Below are 20,563 nucleotides of genomic sequence, written 5' to 3' on the forward strand. Positions count from 1 at the left end.
CCGGCCCCTATCCGACGCTGAAGAAGCGGCGCTGCGGCAGACGCAGCACCTGGTCCGGCGCCGTCGCATGGAAGGCGCGCACGGCTTCCGCTATGCGGCGCGCGAGGATATCGGTCATGTCCAGGTGGTTCGCGGCCTTGTCCGGAAGGACGATGTCGATGTTATGGTCGCGGTCGAAAGCTGTCGTCTTCACCACCACGTGCTCCAGCCGGGGCTGTAGGTGAAGCGCCAGTTTCTGGGCGTAGTCCAGGGGGTCCAGCTGGTCGTCCCAGCTACGATCCGCGTTCAGCTTGGCCGTGCTCAGGGTTATTTCGATCTTGATCATGTCGTTCTCGACATCAGGTGCCGCGGGATGCCCACCGTCCCGGAAGTATCGGCCCGATCCCTCAACAAATCCTTTCCCGTGGATCCAAGTCACGCTCCTGCCATGCCGAGGAGTCGCAGCAGCCAACCACCGTTTGATTTGACTGCGGAAATAAGCAGAATGACGCGCTCGTGGCGCACCCCTTCCGTCCCGATCCGGCCCATCGCGTGGAAACTGAAATGTCCAGACTGTCGTTCCCCAAGGAAAAGATCTCGATCCTGCTGCTGGAAGGGATCCACGAGAATGCCGTCGTCGATCTGGCGGAGCACGGCTACACCAATGTGATCCGGCTCCCCAAGGCGCTGGACGAGGCCGACCTGATCGAACGCCTGTCCGGCGTCCACATGGTCGGGATCCGGTCGCGCTCGCAGCTGACCGAGACCGTGCTGCGCCAGGCCGACAAGCTGATGGCGATCGGATGCTTCTGCATCGGCACCAACCAAGTGGACCTCAACACCGCGCGGCGGCTCGGCATACCGGTCTTCAACGCCCCGCACAGCAACACGCGCAGCGTCGCCGAACTGGTGATGGGCGAGATCATCATGCTGATGCGCGGAATCTGGGACAAGTCGCGGATCGTCCACCAGGGCGGCTGGGTCAAGTCGGCCAAGGACAGCTACGAGATCCGCGGCAAGGTCCTGGGCATCGTCGGCTACGGCCACATCGGGACGCAGCTCTCGGTCATCGCAGAGGCGCTCGGCATGCGGGTCCGCTTCTTCGATACCCAGAAGAAGCTGGCCCTGGGCAATGCTCAGCAATGCCGCACCCTGGATGAGCTGCTGACCCTCTCGGACGTGGTCAGCCTGCACGTTCCCGACACCCCGCAGACCCGCGATATGATCGGGCCGGAACAGCTCCGCGCCATGAAGAACGGTGCCTACCTGATCAACGCGGCGCGCGGCAGCATCATCGACATCGACGCGCTGGCCGCCGCGCTGAAGTCCGGCCACCTGCGCGGCGCCGCCATCGACGTCTTCCCGGTCGAGCCGGCGAGCGACGCCGATGAGTTCGCAAGCCCGCTCCGCGACCTGCCCAACGTGATCCTGACGCCGCACATCGGCGGATCGACGATGGAGGCGCAAGCCAATATCGGGAACGAGGTGGCGCGCAAGCTGATCGAGTATTCGGACAACGGCTCGACCATGGGTGCCGTCAACTTCCCGGAGGTCCAGCTGCCGGTCCGCGAAAGCGGCGTGCGTTTCCTGCACATCCACGCGAACGTTCCCGGCGTGCTGCGGAAGCTCAACGAGGTCTTCGCGTCCCGCGGCCTGAACATGGCGGCCCAGTATCTCCAGACCGACCCGTCCATCGGTTATGTCGTGTTCGACGTCGACGGCGAGGTGGACGACCAGGAGATCCTGGCCGACATGCGCGCCATCGACGGCACGCTGCGCAGCCGCGTGCTCTACGACCGGCGGCGCTGACCCGCTCCCCCTTCCCCGCTCCCGATCAGTCCTAGAGCAGCCGCTCCGTCGTCTCCACCCGTTCATTCCTCCCGCCGCCGTCCTCGGGTTCATGCATCGGGCTCCGCACCGACACGCCATCGGGGTTGGCGCCGGTGCCGACCTGGCGGGGGTCGCGCCTGCGCCAGCGGACTTCCAGGCGGTTCATCACCGGAGTCACGGAAATGCCGTGGACCAGGATGGACACGGCGACGACGAACCCGGTCACCGCCCACAGCAGATGCTGTTCGGCCAGTTCGGTATGGTTGACCGCATAGGCCAGATAATAGAACGACCCGATGCCCCGGATGCCGAAGAACCCGATGACGGCGCGCTCCGACAGGGGCAGGCGGGTTCCGGCAAGGCCTATCAGGCCGGCCACCGGGCGGACCACGAACAGGAACGCCAGCCCCGCAAGCACGGCCTGCCACGTCAGGGCACTCAGCAGTCCCCCAGCGATCGCCCCGCCGAACAGGACCAGAACGACCATCATCAGCAGCTTCTCGATCTGTTCGGAGAAGGTGTGCAGCGATTCATTGTAATCATGTGACCGTTCGGTGTGCCGGAGCGTGGTGGCGGCGACGAAGACGGCCAGGAAGCCGTAACCGTGGACCAGCTCGGCCACACCATAGGACACCAGCGTGATCCCGAGTGCCGCCAGCCCTTCCCGCGTATCGGCGATCCGCGCCTGGGCGGGCAGCCTGAACACCAGGAAGCCCAGGAAACGGCCCACCGCCCATCCGATCGCCACGCCGGCGGTGAGCTTCCACAGGACGGCGTTCAGCAACCAGTCCACCGTCCACCAGCCGGGCCCGGTAATGCCCGCGGCGGAAGCGGCGGCCATGGCGATCGCGAGATGGGTGAAAGGAAAGGCCAGCCCGTCGTTCAACCCGGCCTCGGACGTCAGGCTGAAGCGGACCTCGTCCTCGCCGCCCGACTGTGGGGGGCCGACCTGGATATCCGATGCCAGCACCGGATCGGTCGGAGCAAGCACCGCTCCCAGCAGGATGGCCGCCGGCAGGGAAAGCCCCAGCGTCCAGACCCCGATCAGCGCTATGCCCGCGATCGACAGCGGCATGGTGACCGCGAGCAGCAGCCAGGTCGTGCGCCACCGCCTCCAGCCGACCGGCCTGTCGAGCTTCAGCCCGGCGCCGAGCAGAGCGATGATAACGACCAGTTCGGTGATGCGTTCGATGAAGGTGGACTGGGCGATGAAGTCCGGATCAGAGCTGACGCCGGGAGCGATGAACAGTCCCAGCCCGAGCAGCACGCAGAAGATCGGCAGCGACAGCGGCAAGCCACGCAGCAGCATCGGCAGCCATGCGATGCCGAGGATGACCAGACCAAGGCCGGTCAGCAGAGTGATATAGGGATCCATGAACCTGATTGCGCATTTGGGTGATGTACCACTTCCAACAGATGGAATGCCGCTCTGTGCCGCGAGATGCCGATATGCCCGTACTCCCGGCCCTTACCTACAACAGCTAGTGTACCGCAACCTTGAATAATACTATGTTCATGGTATGTTGCAGCCTGCCCTCGCCTTCCGGGAGCCAGTCCGAAGCGCATGACCCGGCCCTTCCGCCGCCACCAGGAGATGGTCAGCAACATCGTCCGCGCTATCGCCGGGCGCCAGACGGATGTGCGCGACATCCTCGCGGCGGTCACGCCGGGCGGCGGGAAGAGCCTGCTGCCGGTCATCGCCGCAGCCCGCTTGATCGAGGCGGGCGTCGCCGATCGGGTCTGCTGGATCGTCCCCCGCGACAGCCTGAGGCTTCAGGCTGAAGAAGCCTTCATCGACCCGGTATGGCGTACGGCCCTAGGACACAGCCTGACCGTGCGGGCAGCCGAGAATGCTCCCGATCCCTGCCGCGGCTTACAGGGTTATGTCACCACATACCAGGCGGTCGCGGCGGCGCCCGAGCTTCACCTGGCCGAGTTCCAGCGCCACAAGTACCTGCTGGCGATTGATGAGCTCCACCATCTGCCGGCCCTTTCGGACCTCGACAACCTGATCAATGCCGCCGACGAAACGGCTTGGAGCCACAGCATCCTGCCGCTGCTGGAGCTGTCGGCGGTACGCCTCCTAATGTCCGGCACCTTGCAGAGGACGGACGGCAAGGCGATCCTGTGGTTGCCGTACAAGCAACCACAGGGGGCACGACGGACGCGGGAGATCGATTTCAACGCCGAAAGCTGGGCGATCGTCGGATACAGCCGCCGGCAGGCCCTGGCCGAACGCGCCGTCCTGCCCGTTACCTTCGGGGCCCTCGACGGCGATGCGGAATGGCGCGACCCGCTATCCCAGCAGCGCACCGTCGACTCCCTGTCGCAATCGGGGGAACTTGCCCATGACGCGCTTTTCACGGTGCTTCGGACGGAGTTCGCCGACTCCCTGTTGCGGGTCGCCTACCGGGCCTGCCGCGACCATCGCGCCGCGCGCCGAAAGGCCATGGGCGCCGGCCCCGGGGACGACGCCCGGGGGCTTGGCAAGCTGCTGGTCGTAGCCCCCGACCAGGCGACCGCCTGGCGCTATGTGGAAAGCCTCCGGTCCCGCTTCCCGATGGATCTGCGGGAGATCATGGTGCGGGCCGCCATGAGCGACGTAGCGGATTCCCAGGAAGCCATCGCGGAGTTCCGCATGCGCCCTTTTCCGGCCATTCTGGTCACGGTCTCGATGGCGTACGAGGGAATGGACTGCCCGGAGATCACGCATATCGCCTGCCTGACACACATCCGTTCGCGGCCCTGGCTGGAACAGATGATCGCCCGCGCGACGCGGGTCGATCCCCATGCAGGCGACTATGATGGCCAGTCGGCCCTGGTCTATCACCCAGACGACCCGATGTTCCGCAGTTTCCGCCACCAGATCGAGACGGAACAGGGCACCAAGGCCCGGGTACCCAAGCGCCGGGCCCAGCACGCGCTGCCGCTCGACGGCATCGACCGCGAGCGGGTGCCGGCGATCACGCCGCTGCACTCCAACGCCACGGCGCTGCGGTTCGACACGGTGGCGCCCGGCCCCGATTTCGGCTCGCCCGCCCCCCCGACGCCGGCGGACGGCCTCCAGGTCCAGCCCGGTCTGCCGCTGATCGAGCCGCCGTCGATCGCCGAGCACCGGCTGCGCCAGCGCATCGGGCAGATGGTCGCCGCCCAGGTGATCGAGGACGAGGACGCTCACCTGATCCGCCGCAATTCCGGCTACCATGCCTACAACGCGATCCTGAAGCGGGTACTGGGCAAGAGCCGTGCGGAAATGACGCTGGCCGAACTGGAGGCTGCGGTGGGCTGGCTGGAACGCAACCGGCTGAGCGACCATTCCGCCCTGATCGACAACGATCCACAGTACCGCTGGTCCTCCTCGAAGCGCGGCGGCACGATCCGCCTCGGCCCCCACAAGTTCTGATCCCGCCGCTTTCCGGGGCACTCCGCCGCATCGGCTTGTTTAAGCAGCCGTAAGCGGCAACTTTGCGCCATGACCCTGGCGGCCGCCATTCCCTTGCCTGGAGCGAGTTCGTGAAAGCAGGACGACTGCAGACCATCTGCCGCCATGTGCTGGAACGCTGGGTGACGCTGGTCTGCCGCTGGCCCGCCGCAACCGTCCTGCTCTCGCTGCTCGTCGCGGGGGTGGCCGGCTGGTACGCCTCGACCCATCTGGGGATCAATACCAGCACGACGGACATGATCTCTCCGGATGTCCCGTTCCGGCAACATACCGAAACCTACCGCAAGGCATTTCCCTTCATCGACGACCAGATCGTCGTGGTGGTCGACGCGGGCGGGCCGGAGCGTGCGGATGCGGCGGCCCTTCGGCTGGCGGAACTGCTGCGGCAGCGCACCGACGTCCTTCATGGCGTCGAGGTACCCTCGGCCGACCCCTATTTCGACCGCTACGGCCTGCTGTTCCTCAAACCCGAAGCGCTTCAGGACTTGGCCACCCGGCTGGCCGGCGCCCAGGCCGCTCTCGGGCTACTGAGCACCGATCCGTCGCTGGGCGGACTGGCTGACATGCTTGATCTCGTGCTCGGACGTGTCGAGGAAGGGGCGCCCGCCGAGCTGCGCCGGCTGCTCGACGCCATGGCGAGCGCCACGGAACAGGTTGCGGAAGGCCGGCCGGGCCATCTGTCGTGGACCGGCCTGGTGGCGGGCGACGGAATGGGCAGGCTGGGGAACCGGCGCTTCGTGCTCGTGCGGCCGGTGGTGGACAATGCCACCCTGGCACGCGGCCGTCCCGCCCTGGACGCGGTGCGCGCCGCCATCGCGGACCTGCAGCGGGAGGAGTCCGGCCAGGGCGTCACCGCACGGGTGACCGGAACCGTGGCGCTACGCCAGACCGAGCTGGACACGGTCGCGGCCGGGGCCACCATCGCCAGCGTGCTTTCGTTCCTCCTCGTCTCGCTGGTGCTTATCGTCGGCATCCGATCCGTCCGGATGATCGGCGCCATCCTCCTCACCCTGGTCGTCGGCCTGCTCTGGACGTCCGGCATCGCGGCCCTGACGGTCGGCCAACTCAACCTGATCTCGGTGACCTTCGCCGTGATGTTCTTCGGCCTGGGCGACGACTTCGGCGGTCATCTGGGCCTGCGTTACCAGGAGGAACTGGTTGCGGGCGGATCGGACGGATCGGGGGGCACGCCGGCGCGGCTCGCCGCCGAACGCGCCACCGTCGCGGTCGGTCCCGCGCTGACGCTCAGCGCCCTGTGTGCCGCCATCGGGTTCGTCTCGTTCGTACCGACCGACTACAGGGGGCTCGCGGAATTCGGCATCATCTCGGGCCTGGGCATGGGAGTCGCGCTGTTCACCAGTGTGACGGTACTGCCGGCGCTGCTGACGCTGCTGAGCCCCGGACCAGGTACCCGTGCGGAGGTCCGCGAGAACTTCGCCTTCGCCGGCTGGATCGACCGCAACAGCAGGGGAATCCTCGCCGTTGGCGGCTTGGCGTTCCTGGCCGCCGCCGCTTTGCTGCCGCATGCCCGGCTGGACGCCAACCCCTTGAACCTCCAGGACGAGACGGCCGAAGCCGTACGGACCTACCGGGATCTGGCGAACTCCCCCGATACGTCGCCCTACGGCGTCAACATCCTGGCGGACGACCTCGACTCCGCCAATGCCGCCGCGGAACGGCTGCGGGGCCTGCCCGGCGTCGGTCAGGTCCGAACCGCCTCCAGCTACATTCCATCGCAACAGGACGAGAAGCTGGCGACCATCGGCGATCTTGCCCTGATCCTGGCCCCCAGCCTCTCGGCCCCGCGCATCCCACCTCCCGGAGATCCCGTCGAAGCGCTGGAACGCCTGCGGGCAAGCCTGTCGCAGCACGGGGACCTGCCTGAAACCCGCCGCTTCGCCGAGGCGGTTGCGCGGCTGCCGGTGGAAACGGAAGTGGCGGCTGCCCTGGACCGCGCGCTGACCGGCAGCCTGCCCGCCCTTCTCGACAGGCTCGCCCAAGGTCTGGAGGCGGAGCGTCCCGCCACTCTGGAAGATCTGCCGCCGTCGCTGCTGCGCCGCTGGATCGCCGACGACGGACGGGCGCGGATCGAGGTCCTGCCGGACCGGGACATCTCCGACAGCAGGGCAATGGCCGCCTTCGCCGACCCGATCCTGGCGGCGGAACCCACTGCCGTCGGCGCCCCCGTGACCGTCACGGAGGCGAGCCGTATCATCCTGGCCTCCTTCGGCCAAGCGGTCGCGGTATCGCTCGGCGCAATCGTGCTGCTGCTGATCGCCGTCCAGGGCAGTGCCACCGGCATCGCGCTCATCCTGGCACCGCTGATCGTCGCCTCGATCTATACCCTCGCGGCGTCGGTGCTGCTCGGCATGCCGTTCAACTTCGCCAACATCATCGTGATCCCGCTGCTGTTCGGGTTGGGCGTGTCGAGCAGCATCCATATGGTCATGCGCGGCCAGGATCTGCTGGGCGCGCGGACCCCCGGCCGGCGCTTCGGCGTCGACCTGCTGGTCACCAGCACGCCGCGGGCCGTCCTGCTGACGGCGCTGACCACCAGCACCGCCTTCGCCACGCTCGCGGTGTCGAACCACCATGGCCTGTCGAGCATGGGCATCCTGCTCGCTATCGCCATTCTCGCCACGGTCGTCTGTGCCCTGGTCCTGTTGCCGGCGCTGATGATTCAATTGGAACGGATGAGACGATGATCGCCTTCATCACCCGAACCGCCCTTTGCCTCCTGCTCCTCGTGACCACCGGGGCGGCGCGTGCGGACCGGCCGTCCGACCCGGTCACCCGGCTCAACGACGGCATCCTGACCCTCATGCGCGCCGCCGAATCCGGCGTCCCGGCCGGCTCCCGGATCCGGGACTTCGAGAGTGTGGTCCGGCGGAGCTTCGACCTGGAAACGTCGCTGCGCGTCGCCGCTCCCGGTTACGACCGGGCGCCTGAGCCTGAACGCCGCGCGCTCCTCGACGCCTTCGCCCGCCGAAACGCCGCCCAGTATGTCCGCCGCTTCGACGGTTATTCCGGCGAGACCATCGAGATCACCGGCGAACGAGCCGGGCCGCGCAGCACGACCCTGGTAGAAACCCGCCTGCTGCGTCCGGGAGGCAACCCTGTCGTCCTCACCTACGTCCTGCGCGAGACAGGAGGCCGCTGGGGCATCGTGGACGTCCTGCTGAACGGCAGCGTCAGCCAACTGGCGGTCCAGCGCTCCGACTTCGCGGCGACCCTACGCTCCGGTGGCATCCCCGCCCTGACCCGCGAATTCAATGCATACGCGGATGGCGTGGCCGGGTAATGATGAACAGCCTCTTCAAGCCGGCCGAGTAGACAGAAAGTCGATATACAAGCCCCTGCAGGTTGATTCCTGATCCGTACACCAACCTTATACATCCTGCGGAGCGGGCGGGAAAAATTTACGAGGATCTTGGCATCGACGTCCAGTTTCGGCGAGGTAGCAAGCAACCTGATATACAGTTTTGACAGTACCTCTGTATTCGCGGACAGTTTGCTGAGCATAAAGGCACTGGCGATAACCTCCTGGCCAACCACAAGGTAGCCGCCCTTTATGTAGGGGTACTCGGAAGGTCTAAATTCTCTCATCTTTTCCAACTCATCGAACAGGAGCAGAATGAATATCGCCATCCTGTAATGGTGACGTTTCTATATTTGATAATGTATGTATTGATTGGTAACGCCTTACCATGCATGCCATCTGCCGCTATCGGAGGAGCCTGACAAATGTCGTGCAGTAACAAACAAAGTAGCGCCAAGGCACCGACTCCTCATGGACTGCCATTATTTAGTGATCCTCCTTAGTATTACAGCCGGTCTCTTTTGACCGACATGAGGCGCTGAGTTGGTTGTTGAGCATGGATCCGGAGGGAGGATCCTAGCATGACCACACTTGTCGAGGTTGAGGGATGGACCAGCGCGTTGGAAAAGCTGGTCGGGGGCTTGGCGTCGCGGTTTTGCCGGGAAGCTGGAGTGCGCCGCGCTTTGAGCTACCTGCACGGGCTTCTGGCGCCGCTGGAGCGGAAGAATGGTTGGCACTTGGCCGAAGCGGCCGGGGATGTTTCGCCGGCGGCGATGCAGGATTTTCTGACCCGCACCCGCTGGGACGCCGATGCGGTGCGCGACGATCTCCGCGATTATGTTGTCAAGCATCTGGGCGATGGGAAGGCGGTTCTGGTCCTCGATGAGAGCGGCTTCCTCAAGAAGGGAACCTGCTCGGTCGGCGTGAAGCGCCAGTACTCCGGCACCGCCGGCCGCATCGAAAATTGCCAGGTGGCTGTCTTCCTCGGCTATGCCAGCTGCCATGGCCACGCACTGATCGACCGCGCCCTTTACCTGCCCGAGGAGTGGGCGACGGATGACGAGCGGCGGTGGAAGGCCGGGGTTCCCGAGACCGTCGCCTTCGCCACCAAGCCGAAGCTCGGCCGGGCAATGCTGGAGCGCGCCATCGCGGCGGGTGTCCCGTGCGCGTGGGTGACGGCCGACAGCGTGTATGGGGGCGACTACGCGCTGCGGCTGTGGCTGGAGCGCCAGCCGATCGGCTACGTCCTGGCGGTGACCAGCAAACAGCGCGCGCCGTCCGGCTTCGATACTGTCAAGGAACGCGCCGCGACGCGCTTCGGGACCGGGGATTGGCAGCGACTGAGCGCCGGCGATGGCGCCAAGGGACCACGCCTGTACGACTGGGCCTACGGGGAGTATCCTTCTCTTCAGCCTGGATGGAACCGTGGCCTGCTGGTCCGCCGTTCCCTTACCGAACCGGACAAGCTCACGTATTACCTGACCTTCGCCCCCGAGAACACGCCGGTCAGCACCCTGGTGAATGTCGCGGGAACCCGGTGGACCATTGAATCCTGCTTCGAAGCGGCCAAGGGCGAGGTCGGGCTGGACCAGTACGAGGTCCGCACCTGGACGGCCTGGCACCGACATGTCACGCTCGCCATGCTGGCCCTGGCGTTCCTGACCGTCGTGCGAGCGGCGGCCATCGGGGGGACCGGACACTGTCGATCTTCAGGCCGACCTGCTGCCGCTCACCGTTCCGGAGATCCGCACCCTCCTCGCCAGTCTCGCCGGCCCGCCAAGCCCCGGTCCTACCGCGGCTATCGCCTGGTCACTCTGGCGACGACGACATCAGCAACGCGCTCGCCGCTGCCACTGGAGGCGTCATACCCAAACCGATAAAGACCGGCTGTAATATTAGAGCGTCTAACAAAACCTTGATGAGAGGCTGGCGCCGCCTATCTGAAGGGCATGGCGAAACCCCTTGTCAGCGATGAGCTGTGGGCGGTCGTGGCGCCGCTGTTGCCGTCCCGTCCGCCCCGTCCGAAAGGTGGTCGGCCGCCGGTCGATGACCGGGCGGCGCTGACCGGCATCCTGTTCGTGTTGAAAAGTGGCATTCCGTGGGAGATGCTGCCGCAAGAGATGGGCTGTGGCTCGGGCATGACCTGCTGGCGGCGGTTGCGCGACTGGCAGTCCGCGGGGGTCTGGGAGACGTTGCACCACGTTCTTCTGGACCGGCTGGGCAAGGCCAACGCGATCGACTGGAGCCGGGCGGCGCTGGACAGCGCCAGCGTCCCGGCAAAAAGGGGGGCCGGGAGACCGGGCCGAACCCGACCGACCGCGGCAAGCCGGGCTCCAAGCGCCACGTCGTCATCGACGCCAATGGCATCCCGTTGGCCGTGACCCTGTCGGCCGCCAACGTCCACGACAGCCGCATGCTGGAGGCCACGGTGGACGCCATCCCGGCCATTCGCCAGTGCGCCGGACGGCCCCGCCGCCGTCCCGCCAAGCTCCACGCCGACAAGGGTTATGATTTCTCCCGCTGCCGCCGCGCCTTGCGCCGGCGCGCCATCATTCCCCGCATCGCGCGCCGCGGCATCGAAAACAGCGAACGGCTCGGCCGGCACCGCTGGAAGGTCGAACGCACCTTGGCATGGTTCGCCCGATTCCGGCGGATCTCCGTGCGCTACGAACGCCGGATCGATATCTTTGCCGCCTTCAATCACCTCGCCGCAGCCCTCATCACCTTCCGCTTCGTCGAACGATGGTTATGTTAGGCACTCTTAGCCTCTCAGGTTTTCCGTCTTGACCGCCTCCCTGGTAACCGGCGGATGCGGCTTCCTTGGCCGACATCTTGTGATCGCGCTGACGGCGCGGGGCGAGCGCGTCCGCGTGCTCGATATCGCCGCTTCCGCTTCCCTTCCCCCTGGTGTCGATGCCATCGCCGGATCGATCACGGACGCCTCGGCAGTCACCCGGGCATTGGACGGCATGGACCGTCTTTATCATCTGGCCGGTATCCCGGACCTTTGGCTGCGCGACAAATCAAGGTTCGATCAGGTGAACCGCGTCGGCACGGAGATCGTGCTGGAGCGGGCCGCGCGCCGGGATATGCAACGAATCGTCCACTGTTCGACGGAGGCCGTCCTGATCCCGTGGCCCGCCGGAGGTTCGCGGGTGGTCGATGAAGATATCCGCACCGGTTTCCACGACATGGCCGGCCCATACTGCCGCTCGAAGTTCCTCGCGGAACAGGCGGCGCTGGAGGCGGCCCGCGGCGGGCTGCCGGTCGTCGTCGTCAATCCTACCGCCCTGGTCGGCCCCGGCGATCACAATGCTACCCCGCCGACGCGGATGCTCCAGATGATCGCCGCCGGCGCCATGCCGTTCCACCTGCCCTGCCGGCTGAACCTGGTCGACGCGCGGGACGCCGCGCTGGGCCACATCCTCGCGGCGGAGCATGGGCGCATCGGCGAACGCTACATCCTGGGCGGCGAGACCGTCGCCATGGCCGACCTGATCCACTGCGTGGCGGCACTGACCGGGCGCTCGGGCCGGAGCCGTGCGATCCCCGATCGGCTCGCCCTGGCTGCGGGCCATGCGTCCGAATGGCTGGCGGACCACGTGACCCATCACCCGCCCAAGGCCCCGTTGACCGGTGTGCGGCTGGCACTGGCCGCGGTCGAGCTGGATACGTCGAAGGCCCGCCGCGAGCTTGGCTTCACGCCGCGTCCGCTGGCCGAAACGCTCGCCGACGCGCTCCGCGATCTCGCCTGATCAACGGCACAGCAGCAGATGCTCGCCGCGCACGGACCCGATCAGCATCCTGTCCCGCCACGTCACCGCCACGGTCGCGGCTGACAGGCGTGCGCCGTCGTCTTCGAACATTCTTCGCACGCCGCCATCCGGGTCCACCACCTCGATCCGCGACGGCGCCCGCTCTCCCCCCGGCAGCCCATAGCGGTGAAGCGCCAGACGCCACAAAGCCGGGTGAAGCGCTACCAGGATCCCGCCGTCCGCGGCAAGGGACAGGTTGTCCGGCGCGCCGTCGAGCGGGATCTTCCGACGGGCCGGCCTGCCGTCCATCAAATCCGTTTGCCCATAGACCAGCAGTTCCCGGCCGCGCGTGGCGACCACCACGACTTCGCCCCGTCGCGGATCGACCGTGATGCCATTGGGAAAATCGAGGCCGGAAGCGAGCGCGCGCACGGTCCTGCCGTCGAAGTAGCCGATGAATCCCCGCTCCAGCCCCAGGACGTTCTCGACCGCCACGCCAATGCGTCCGCATGCCCCATGATCGGCGGTGAACAGGAACCGGATGCCGTCCAGGGCCGCGATGTCGTTGGCCCGACACAGCAGCGGACTCTCCACGCGGCGCCTGCCTCCGCCGGCCAGGTCGATGATCCACACCGCCGTCGAACCGGCCTCCCCATCTCCCCGGTCGACCGCGAACAGGATTCGACCCTCGTACAGGTCGATTCCGTGGGGCCGCCGGACCGTGCCGTCCGCCAGGTCGCGCACCCGCATTCCACCCGGCCCGAGAGGCCCCAGGTCCAGTTCATACAGCCCGCCCCCGGGATCGGCCCTGGCGAGCCGGTCATGGGCGGACACCACGACCCGGCCGCTGGCCGGATCGAGCGCGATATCCTCCGCCCCGACCACCGGATTGCCGGTCGCTTCGTCCACCAGGGTCACGGGCTCGCACGGTCCGGCACCCGCCGCCGGCCCCGTCGCCAGCATCAGCACAAGTGCGACTGCCGCCAGCCTCAACCGGCAAGCTCCGCCGCCTCGCGACCGAAACGCTCCACGAAGGGCGCCCAGGCTTGCCGGACCCGCTGCCGGAGGGCATCGTCCTGCCGATAGCTGTTCTTCGAATAGTTCTTCACGGTGCCCAGGTAAGCCTCGAACCGCGGCCGGGCCTCGTCGAAGCCGGGCAGTTCGAGCGTCGCATGGATCCGCCCGACCTCACCCAGCGGATCGCGCTCGAACCGGTCGAAGGCGACCTCGACGAACCGGTCGGACGGCAGGTCGCGGGTCTGGTCGATCAGCGCGGACATCATGCGCGGATATGTCTCCAGCACGACGCGCTCGACATCGACATGATCGTATGGCTGCAATGCGAACTGCGCCAGCAGCTTGCGATAGAAGCCGACGGTCGAGACGAAGACCTCGTGCGGGTCTCGGTGGATGTGGATGAACTTCGCATCGGGCCAGATGGCCCGCAGCAAGTTCACCCGCGCCGTGTGGACCGGGTTCTTGATCAGCAGCCAGTCCCGCCCCTGGTGGAGCGCCACCTTCCGCAGGAAATAGACGAAAGCGTCCCGCCAGCGCTTGATATCATCCTTACCGCACCCGTCGAAGAAGATCCCGGCCCCATGTTTCTCTTCGAAAAACTTCGGAAAATAGATCCCATGGTAGAACGACAGCGGGATCATGTTGGCAAGCCCGATCTCGTCCTCCTGAGGACTGTCCGGGTTCACGGCAACATTGTCGATGTAGCGGCTCTCGGGCAGCGCATTTTCCAGCCAGGGCCGCAAAAGCCGGCCGAGCGTCAGGACGTCCCAGGGCAGGCCGACCGCCAGCGGCGGCACGAAGCCGAACTGCGGCGACCGGCTCATGACGTTGTACAGATGGGTGGTGCCGCTCCGCCAGTGCCCCAAGATGAACAGGGGCGGCGGAAGGTCCCGTTCCCGCCGAAGCCGCCTGGCCGTCCAGGCCCGCTCGACCGCGGTGAACGGCAGCCGTCCTAGCGCCGACCCCAGGATTGCCGCGATCTGCGGCAGGTGAGCGGCCGGTACGGGGCCGTTGCGCGCCAGGACTGCGGACAAGGTCCGGAGATCGGCGCCGCACAGCGGATGTTTCATCAGTGCGCGTCTGCGAGTCGTCACGCTGCCTTCCCGGTCTTTCTGGTCGCTGCATACGGGCGAAGAACAGGAACCATCCATCCAAGCATACGAGGGTATCTATAGGGTTTTATCAAATCATTCGTAGTTCGTAGAAGTCTAAAGGATCATTGTCATCTCGTTTGATACGTGCCAGTTTACTTGTCCCCTGCCGCCCCGAAAGCACCATAGGCACGATGCGTGGGCGGCACGGTCCGCGTTGCGGATTTCACGTACAGCAATGGATTCAAGTACCATGCCGGGAAGCCTCATTCCCAGTCGCTCCGCCGTACAAGCAGGTGGCGCCCTTCATTTCGACAACGGCCAGGGTGACGACGGCGGCCGGCTGTCGCACGCGGCGGTGTCGGCCAACCTGCTGGTCGCCATCCATCGGGCCTGCCCGATCCGGCAGGATTTCCATGTGCTGAGCGGCGGCATCGTCATCCACGGCCCGGCGGGCGAGGAACTGCGGCCGGACGTGGTGGTCGTCCAGGGGCACTGTTCGCTCGGCCGCAGCCGGCCCGCCGCCCCGATCCTGGCCGTCGACGTGGACGAAGGAGACCCGAGCGAGGTGCGCTGGCGGGCCCGGCGGGACGCCTATCTCAAGGTGCCGTCGCTCCAGGCTTATTTCGCCGCGTCCTGCTCGGACAAACTGGTCGAAGTCCACCGGCGCTTCTCGGGTTCCTGGACCAGCCTCCGCTTCGAGGGCCATGGTCTGGTCGGTCTGCCCTCGCTCGGCTGCTCGGTGGACCTGAAGGCGATCTATGCCGGCCTGACCTCCTGAGAGCTCCGCCGCCCGGAACAACCGCCACCTCCAGTCGTTCCCGAAAGGACGGCTGGATGAAGGGAGGTCCGGAATGGCACGGAAGACTTGGGCGGCGGCAGCCACCGGCATGGCCGTGGCAGCCCTCTTGCTGATGTTGGGAGCCATCCCGAACCCGGCTGCTTCCCAGATCCCCGACGAAGTCCTGGTCGTCGGCCAGATCGCCGAGCCGAAGTCGCTGGACCCGCACGCGGTGACCGCGACCAACGATTTCCGCATCCTGATGAACCTGTATGACGGGCTGGTACGCTTCCGGAGCGGCACCCTGGAGGTCGAGCCGGCCCTGGCCCGCTCGTGGGAGGTTGCCGAGGACGGAAAGACCTACACCTTTCACCTGCGCGACGGGGTCGACTTCCACGACGGGACGCCGTTCGACGCCGAAGCGGTCAAGTTCAACTTCGACCGCATGCTCGACGAAAAGCACCCGCAGCACGACACCGGCCCGTTCCCGCTGGCCTTCTTCTTCAGCGCGGTGGAACGGGCCGAGGCGGTCGATCCGCTGACCGTCCGCTTCCACCTGAAGGAACCCTACGCCCCGCTGCTGTCCAACCTGGCCTACCCGACCGGCCTGCTGGTCTCCCCCACCGCCGTGCGTGCCAAGGGCAAGGAATTTGGCCGCCAACCCGTCGGGACCGGCGCCTACAGGTTCGCCCAGTGGGAGAGCAACGCCAAGGTTGTGCTGGAGCGCAACGCCGATTACTGGGACGGCCCGCCGACGCTTCAGGCCGTGATCTTCCGCCCGCTGACCGATGCCAACACCCGCCTGACCGAACTGCTCGCCGGCGGCCTGGACCTGATGGTCGAGGTTCCGCCCGACGCTGTGGACCTGCTCCGGAAGGCGGGCGGCTTCACCCTGTACGAACAGGCCGGTCCGCACCTCTGGTTCCTGATCCTCAACACCCGGGAAGGCCCCTTCAAGGACCCGCGCGCCCGCCAGGCGGTCAATTACGCGATCGACAAGCAAGCCCTCGTCGACCAGGTGCTCCAGGGGACCGCGACGGTCGCCGACAGCATCGTGCCCGCCGCTTTCGAATGGGCCCACGACGACACCGTCGAGCCCTATCCCCACGATCCCGAGCGCGCCCGCCGGCTCCTGCGCGAAGCCGGGGCGGAGAGCGCCGAGCTGACCTTCCTGGTGGCCGAGGGCGGCTCCGGCATGCTGGCGCCCATTCCCATGGCGACCGCGATCCAGGCCGACCTCGCCAAGGTGGGCCTGAAGGTCACTATCCGGACCTATGAATGGAACACCTATCTGGGGCTGGTCAACCAGGGCCTCGCCGGCAAGGCCGACATGGCCCAGATGGCCTGGATGACCAACGACCCGGACACCCTGCCCTTCCTGACCCTGCGGACGGAGGCGCTGCCCGAGAGCGGCGGGTTCAATTCCGGCTACTACTCGAACCCGGAGGTCGACCGGCTGCTTCTGGAGGCGCGCCGATCGACCGACCGGAACGGGCGGGCCGAACTCTACAAGCGGATCCAGCGGATCGTCCGGGAAGACGCCCCCTGGGCCTTCGTCGCGAACTGGAAGCAGAACGCGGTCACGACGGACCGCGTCAAGGGGTTCGAACTCCAGCCCTCGTTCCTGCTGAACCTCGCCCATGTCTCCAAGTCGGGCGGATAGGGGCAGAGCCGATGCTGTCATACGCGCTGCGCCGGCTGGCGATGATCGTCCCGGTGCTGTTCGGGATTTCGGTGATCGTGTTCCTGATCATGGCGCTGATCCCCGGCGATCCGGCGCTCGCCATCCTCGGCAGCTTCGCCACGCCGGAGAACGTCGCCGGTCTCCGCCGGGATCTGGGGCTCGACCGATCCCTGGTGGAACAGTACGGGATCTGGCTGGGCAACCTGCTGCGCGGCGATTTCGGCCGGTCCTACAGCCTCAACCGTCCGGTCCTGGACGAGATCGGCGACCGGCTCGGCCCCACGCTGCTGCTCGCCGGGGCCTCCCTGGTCCTGTGCACCGTCCTCGGTCTCGCGGCGGGCGTGGTCTCCGCCGTCCGGCAATATGGCTGGCAAGACAAAATTCTTACCCTACTGGTGCTGGTCGGCCTCTCGACGCCGTCCTTCTGGCTCGGCCTGATCCTGGTGCTGGTATTCTCGGTCCAACTCGGCTGGTTTCCGGTCAGCGGCATGTACGCGATCTATGGCGGCGGCGACTTCGCCGATCTGCTGCATCATCTGGCGCTCCCCGCGATCACGCTGGCGGTGGTCGCGATAGGCGTAATCGCGCGCCTGACCCGCTCCACCATGCTGGAAGTTCTGCGTCAGGACTTCGTCCGCACCGCGCGCGCCAAGGGCCTTGGCGAAGGAATAGTAACCTATAAACACGCGCTCCGCAACGCCCTCGTCAACATCGTCCCGGTGATCGGCATCCAGACCGGCTTCGTGCTGGGCGGCGCCGTCTATATCGAGACGGTATTCCAGTGGCCCGGCATCGGCAGGATGCTGGTCACCGCGATCTCGACCCGTGACATCCTGCTGGTGCAGGGCGGCGTCCTGGTGGTCGCCGCCTGCTACGTCCTGATCAACCTTGCGGCTGATCTGGTGCAGCACATGCTCGACCCGAGGATCGGCACATGACCGCGGCCGAAGCCCCCGCCGTGGCCGAAACCGCCGCCGGGCGCCGCGCCCAGCGGCCCGGCTGGTGGGCGCGGCTCCGGCGGAACCACTTGGCGGTCCTGGGTCTCGCGATCCTGGCAGCGATCGTGCTGGTCGCCGTCGCGGCGCCGATCCTGCCCCTGCCCGATCCCAACGCCACCGACCTGCCGGCCCGGCTGGCGCCCCCCTTCAGCCCCGGCCATCTTCTCGGCGCGGACCAGCTCGGCCGGGACATGCTGTCGCGCATCGTCTGGGGTACCCGCGTCAGCCTCGCGGTCGGAGCCGTCGCGGCGCTGACCGCCGCCCTGGCCGGTTCCCTGATCGGGATCGTCGCCGGATTCTACGGCCGATGGGTGGACACGGTGCTGATGCGGGCCATCGACATGCTGATGGCCTTCCCCTACCTGCTGCTGGCCCTCGCCATCGTCGCGGCGCTCGGCCCGGGCCTGCTCAACGCGCTGTTCGCGATCTCGATTGTCAATATCCCGTTCTTCGCCCGCTCGGTCCGCGGCGTCACCCTGGGCCTGGTCCGCCGGGACTACGTGGACGCGGCGCGCCTGGGCGGACAGGGCGACTTCTCCATCCTGACCGGGGAGATCCTGCCGAACCTTCTACCGGTCATCGTGATCACCCTGTCCACGACGCTCGGCTGGATGATTTTGGAGACGGCGGGGCTCAGCTTCCTCGGCCTCGGCGCGCAGCCGCCGCAGGCCGACCTGGGCTCCATGCTGGGGGAGGCGCGCAGCCTCGTCCTGGTGGCGCCCCATGTGGCGCTGATCCCCGGACTGGTGATCCTTCTGCTGGTGATCGGCATCAACCTGGTCGGCGACGGCATCCGCGACATGCTCGACCCCCGCCTCCGGTCCGGCGGGCTGGCCCGGCCCGGCGCCGCGACCGAAGTAGCCCCCGACGCGGGATCCCGCGCAGGCGACCCGCCCGCTCCCGGCGCGCTGCTGAGCGTGCGCAACCTCAGCACCCATTTCCTCCTGGGGGAGGAGCGCTACAAGGCGGCCGACGATGTCGGCTTCGACCTCGCCCCCGGCGAATGCCTCGGCATCGTCGGGGAGTCCGGATCGGGCAAGTCGGTCACCGCCCTGTCGATCCTCGGACTGGTCCCGACGCCGCCGGGCCGAATCGTCAGGGGCCGCATCCGCTACCGCGGCCGGGACCTCCTCGGCATGAAGCTCGCCGACCTGCAAGAGCTGCGCGGCAACCGGATCGCCTATATCTTCCAGGACCCGCTGGGAACGCTCAACCCGCTGCTGACCGTGGGCGAGCAGATCGCCGAGACGGTCCGGCGCCACCAGGGCAAGACCCGGGCGGAAGCCATGGCCCGCGCGGTCGAGCTGATGGACCGGGTCCGCATCCCCGACGCGGCGGAGCGGGCCTCGTCCTACCCGCACGAGCTGTCGGGCGGGCAGCGCCAGCGCATCGGCATCGCCATGGCGCTTGCCAACGACCCCGACATCATCATCGCGGACGAGCCGACCACGGCGCTGGACGTGACGATCCAGGCGGAGGTGCTGGACCTGCTGCGCGACCTCCGCCGCGAGCGCGACACCGCCCTGCTGTTCATCACCCACGACTTCGGCGTGGTGTCCGACCTGTGCGACCGGGTGATGGTGATGTATGCCGGCCGGGTCGTGGAGACCGGCACGGTGGCCGAGGTTCTGCGCGACCCGCGCCATCCCTACACCCGCCGCCTGCTGTCCTGCGTGCCGGTCCTGGGCCAGCCGGAGCGTGCCCTGGACGCGATCCCCGGACTGCCCCCCGCGGTCAACCGCCTGCCCCGCGGCTGCCATTTCGCCGACCGGTGCGACCGCGTGGTGGACCGCTGCCGGACCGCCGATGTCCCGCTCGACCCCCTGGCTCCCGGCCGGGCCTCCCGCTGCATCCGGGCGCGCGAAGCATGAGCGGACCCCTGCTGGAAGCCCGCGACCTGCACAAGAGCTTCGGCGGCGGCTGGTCCCGCAGACCGGCGATCCTGGCGGTGGACGGCGTCGGCCTGGCCGTCCGCCCCGGCGAGACGCTGGGCATCGTCGGCGAATCAGGGTCCGGCAAGTCGACGCTCGCCCGCCTGCTGGCCGGGCTGGAGACGCCGACCTCCGGAACGGTGCTGATCGACGGCGCCGAAGTCGGCCGGCGCCGTTCAAGGGAACTCCACCGCAAGGTACAGTTCGTCTTCCAGGACCCCGGCGGCGCGCTCAACCCGCGCAAGGCGATCTCCAGCATCCTGGAGGCGCCGCTGATCCATCTGCTGGACATGCCGAAACCCGACCGCCGCAAGCGCGTCGCCGAGCTGATGGACCTCGTCAATCTGCGCCCCGAGTTCCTGGACCGCTATCCCCACGAGTTCTCCGGCGGGCAGGCCCAGCGCATCGGCATCGCCCGCGCGCTCGCCGCCGATCCCCGCCTGATCATCCTGGACGAACCCGTCTCCGCCCTGGACGTGTCGATCCAGGCCCAGATCCTGAACCTGCTGAACCGCCTGAAGAAGGACCTGGGCCTCGCCTATGTCTTCATCAGCCACGACCTCGCCGTCGTGGAATCCCTGTGCGACACCGTGGCCGTGATGCGGCAGGGCCGGATCGTCGAGCAGGCGCCGCGCCGCATCCTGTTCGGCTCCCCGCGGCACCCCTATACCCGCACCCTGCTGGCCAGCGTGCCAAAGTTCTGCACGCCATGAAATTTCCCGGACTCTGACATCAC

Annotated in this window: 16 protein-coding genes; 12 read left to right on the forward strand and 4 right to left on the reverse strand. The window is 67.3% G+C overall.

Annotated features, from left to right (window positions below; genetic code table 11):
* Positions 1–7 precede the first annotated feature (7 nt).
* A complete protein-coding gene (locus tag DPR14_RS14165) occupies positions 8–325 on the reverse strand; it encodes a hypothetical protein (RefSeq protein WP_158045726.1) in 318 nt (105 codons plus the stop codon).
* 218 nt (positions 326–543) lie between these two features.
* On the opposite strand from DPR14_RS14165, the gene serA reads away from it, so the two are divergent.
* Positions 544–1,788 carry a phosphoglycerate dehydrogenase gene (serA, locus tag DPR14_RS14170; RefSeq protein ID WP_158045727.1) on the forward strand — a complete coding sequence of 415 codons (1,245 nt, stop codon included), beginning with the start codon at positions 544–546 and terminating at the stop codon, positions 1,786–1,788.
* 31 nt (positions 1,789–1,819) lie between these two features.
* On the opposite strand, the gene DPR14_RS14175 is transcribed toward serA, so the two are convergent.
* Positions 1,820–3,184: a cation:proton antiporter gene (locus DPR14_RS14175; RefSeq protein ID WP_158045728.1), complete on the reverse strand. Its 1,365-nt coding sequence runs from the start codon at positions 3,182–3,184 to the stop codon at positions 1,820–1,822.
* Positions 3,185–3,373: 189 nt separating this feature from the next.
* On the opposite strand from DPR14_RS14175, the gene DPR14_RS14180 reads away from it, so the two are divergent.
* The 6 genes from DPR14_RS14180 (at position 3,374) to DPR14_RS14205 (ending at position 12,325) form a co-directional block, all read left to right on the forward strand.
* A complete protein-coding gene (locus tag DPR14_RS14180) occupies positions 3,374–5,212 on the forward strand; it encodes a DEAD/DEAH box helicase (RefSeq protein ID WP_158045729.1) in 1,839 nt (612 codons plus the stop codon).
* A gap of 110 nt (positions 5,213–5,322) precedes the next feature.
* Complete coding sequence (locus tag DPR14_RS14185; protein WP_158045730.1) at positions 5,323–7,956, forward strand: MMPL family transporter; 2,634 nt, start codon at positions 5,323–5,325, stop codon at positions 7,954–7,956.
* Positions 7,953–8,552 (forward strand): ABC transporter substrate-binding protein, encoded by a 600-nt coding sequence (locus DPR14_RS14190; RefSeq protein ID WP_158045731.1) that lies wholly within the window; start codon positions 7,953–7,955, stop codon positions 8,550–8,552. Before DPR14_RS14185 ends, DPR14_RS14190 begins: the two co-directional genes overlap by 4 nt.
* A 599-nt stretch (positions 8,553–9,151) precedes the next feature.
* Positions 9,152–10,450, forward strand: a complete 1,299-nt coding sequence (locus DPR14_RS14195) for an IS701 family transposase (RefSeq protein ID WP_158045732.1) — start codon at positions 9,152–9,154, stop codon at positions 10,448–10,450.
* A gap of 69 nt (positions 10,451–10,519) precedes the next feature.
* Positions 10,520–11,325, forward strand: a protein-coding gene (locus DPR14_RS14200) for an IS5 family transposase (RefSeq protein WP_158043704.1) whose coding sequence is annotated in 2 segments (ribosomal slippage) — positions 10,520–10,847 and positions 10,847–11,325 — 807 coding nt in all. Because the reading frame shifts where the segments join, the coding sequence is not laid out codon by codon here.
* 28 nt (positions 11,326–11,353) lie between these two features.
* Positions 11,354–12,325 (forward strand): NAD-dependent epimerase/dehydratase family protein, encoded by a 972-nt coding sequence (locus DPR14_RS14205; RefSeq protein ID WP_158045733.1) that lies wholly within the window; start codon positions 11,354–11,356, stop codon positions 12,323–12,325.
* On the opposite strand, the gene DPR14_RS14210 is transcribed toward DPR14_RS14205, so the two are convergent.
* The gene (locus tag DPR14_RS14210; RefSeq protein WP_158045734.1) at positions 12,326–13,318 is read right to left on the reverse strand and encodes an SMP-30/gluconolactonase/LRE family protein; all 993 of its coding nucleotides are present in this window, start codon (positions 13,316–13,318) and stop codon (positions 12,326–12,328) included. It lies immediately after the preceding gene.
* Complete coding sequence (locus DPR14_RS14215) at positions 13,315–14,412, reverse strand: sulfotransferase family protein (RefSeq protein ID WP_158045735.1); 1,098 nt, start codon at positions 14,410–14,412, stop codon at positions 13,315–13,317. The genes DPR14_RS14210 and DPR14_RS14215 overlap by 4 nt, the downstream gene beginning before the upstream one ends.
* Positions 14,413–14,686: 274 nt before the next feature.
* On the opposite strand from DPR14_RS14215, the gene DPR14_RS14220 reads away from it, so the two are divergent.
* From DPR14_RS14220 to DPR14_RS14240, 5 genes are all read left to right on the forward strand, one after another.
* Positions 14,687–15,214 carry a Uma2 family endonuclease gene (locus DPR14_RS14220; protein ID WP_192498949.1) on the forward strand — a complete coding sequence of 176 codons (528 nt, stop codon included), beginning with the start codon at positions 14,687–14,689 and terminating at the stop codon, positions 15,212–15,214.
* Positions 15,215–15,287: 73 nt separating this feature from the next.
* A complete protein-coding gene (locus DPR14_RS14225; RefSeq protein ID WP_158045737.1) occupies positions 15,288–16,877 on the forward strand; it encodes an ABC transporter substrate-binding protein in 1,590 nt (529 codons plus the stop codon).
* An 11-nt stretch (positions 16,878–16,888) separates the two neighbouring features.
* Positions 16,889–17,836: an ABC transporter permease gene (locus tag DPR14_RS14230; RefSeq protein ID WP_158045738.1), complete on the forward strand. Its 948-nt coding sequence runs from the start codon at positions 16,889–16,891 to the stop codon at positions 17,834–17,836.
* The gene (locus DPR14_RS14235; RefSeq protein WP_158045739.1) at positions 17,833–19,767 is read left to right on the forward strand and encodes a dipeptide/oligopeptide/nickel ABC transporter permease/ATP-binding protein; all 1,935 of its coding nucleotides are present in this window, start codon (positions 17,833–17,835) and stop codon (positions 19,765–19,767) included. The genes DPR14_RS14230 and DPR14_RS14235 overlap by 4 nt, the downstream gene beginning before the upstream one ends.
* Positions 19,764–20,540 (forward strand): ATP-binding cassette domain-containing protein, encoded by a 777-nt coding sequence (locus DPR14_RS14240; RefSeq protein ID WP_158045740.1) that lies wholly within the window; start codon positions 19,764–19,766, stop codon positions 20,538–20,540. Before DPR14_RS14235 ends, DPR14_RS14240 begins: the two co-directional genes overlap by 4 nt.
* Positions 20,541–20,563 lie beyond the last annotated feature (23 nt).

This window comes from Skermanella pratensis (assembly GCF_008843145.1).
GTDB lineage: Bacteria > Pseudomonadota > Alphaproteobacteria > Azospirillales > Azospirillaceae > Skermanella > Skermanella pratensis.

What these genes read in the sequence shown, in the direction of transcription:
- DPR14_RS14165 (WP_158045726.1), bottom strand. Translation starts at nt 325, where the DNA reads ATGATCAAGATCGAAATAACCCTGAGCACGGCCAAGCTGAACGCGGAT.
- serA (WP_158045727.1), top strand. Translation starts at nt 544, where the DNA reads ATGTCCAGACTGTCGTTCCCCAAGGAAAAGATCTCGATCCTGCTGCTG.
- DPR14_RS14175 (WP_158045728.1), bottom strand. Translation starts at nt 3,184, where the DNA reads ATGGATCCCTATATCACTCTGCTGACCGGCCTTGGTCTGGTCATCCTC.
- DPR14_RS14180 (WP_158045729.1), top strand. Translation starts at nt 3,374, where the DNA reads ATGACCCGGCCCTTCCGCCGCCACCAGGAGATGGTCAGCAACATCGTC.
- DPR14_RS14190 (WP_158045731.1), top strand. Translation starts at nt 7,953, where the DNA reads ATGATCGCCTTCATCACCCGAACCGCCCTTTGCCTCCTGCTCCTCGTG.
- DPR14_RS14195 (WP_158045732.1), top strand. Translation starts at nt 9,152, where the DNA reads ATGACCACACTTGTCGAGGTTGAGGGATGGACCAGCGCGTTGGAAAAG.
- DPR14_RS14215 (WP_158045735.1), bottom strand. Translation starts at nt 14,412, where the DNA reads ATGAAACATCCGCTGTGCGGCGCCGATCTCCGGACCTTGTCCGCAGTC.
- DPR14_RS14220 (WP_192498949.1), top strand. Translation starts at nt 14,687, where the DNA reads ATGCCGGGAAGCCTCATTCCCAGTCGCTCCGCCGTACAAGCAGGTGGC.
- DPR14_RS14225 (WP_158045737.1), top strand. Translation starts at nt 15,288, where the DNA reads ATGGCACGGAAGACTTGGGCGGCGGCAGCCACCGGCATGGCCGTGGCA.
- DPR14_RS14230 (WP_158045738.1), top strand. Translation starts at nt 16,889, where the DNA reads ATGCTGTCATACGCGCTGCGCCGGCTGGCGATGATCGTCCCGGTGCTG.
- DPR14_RS14235 (WP_158045739.1), top strand. Translation starts at nt 17,833, where the DNA reads ATGACCGCGGCCGAAGCCCCCGCCGTGGCCGAAACCGCCGCCGGGCGC.
- DPR14_RS14240 (WP_158045740.1), top strand. Translation starts at nt 19,764, where the DNA reads ATGAGCGGACCCCTGCTGGAAGCCCGCGACCTGCACAAGAGCTTCGGC.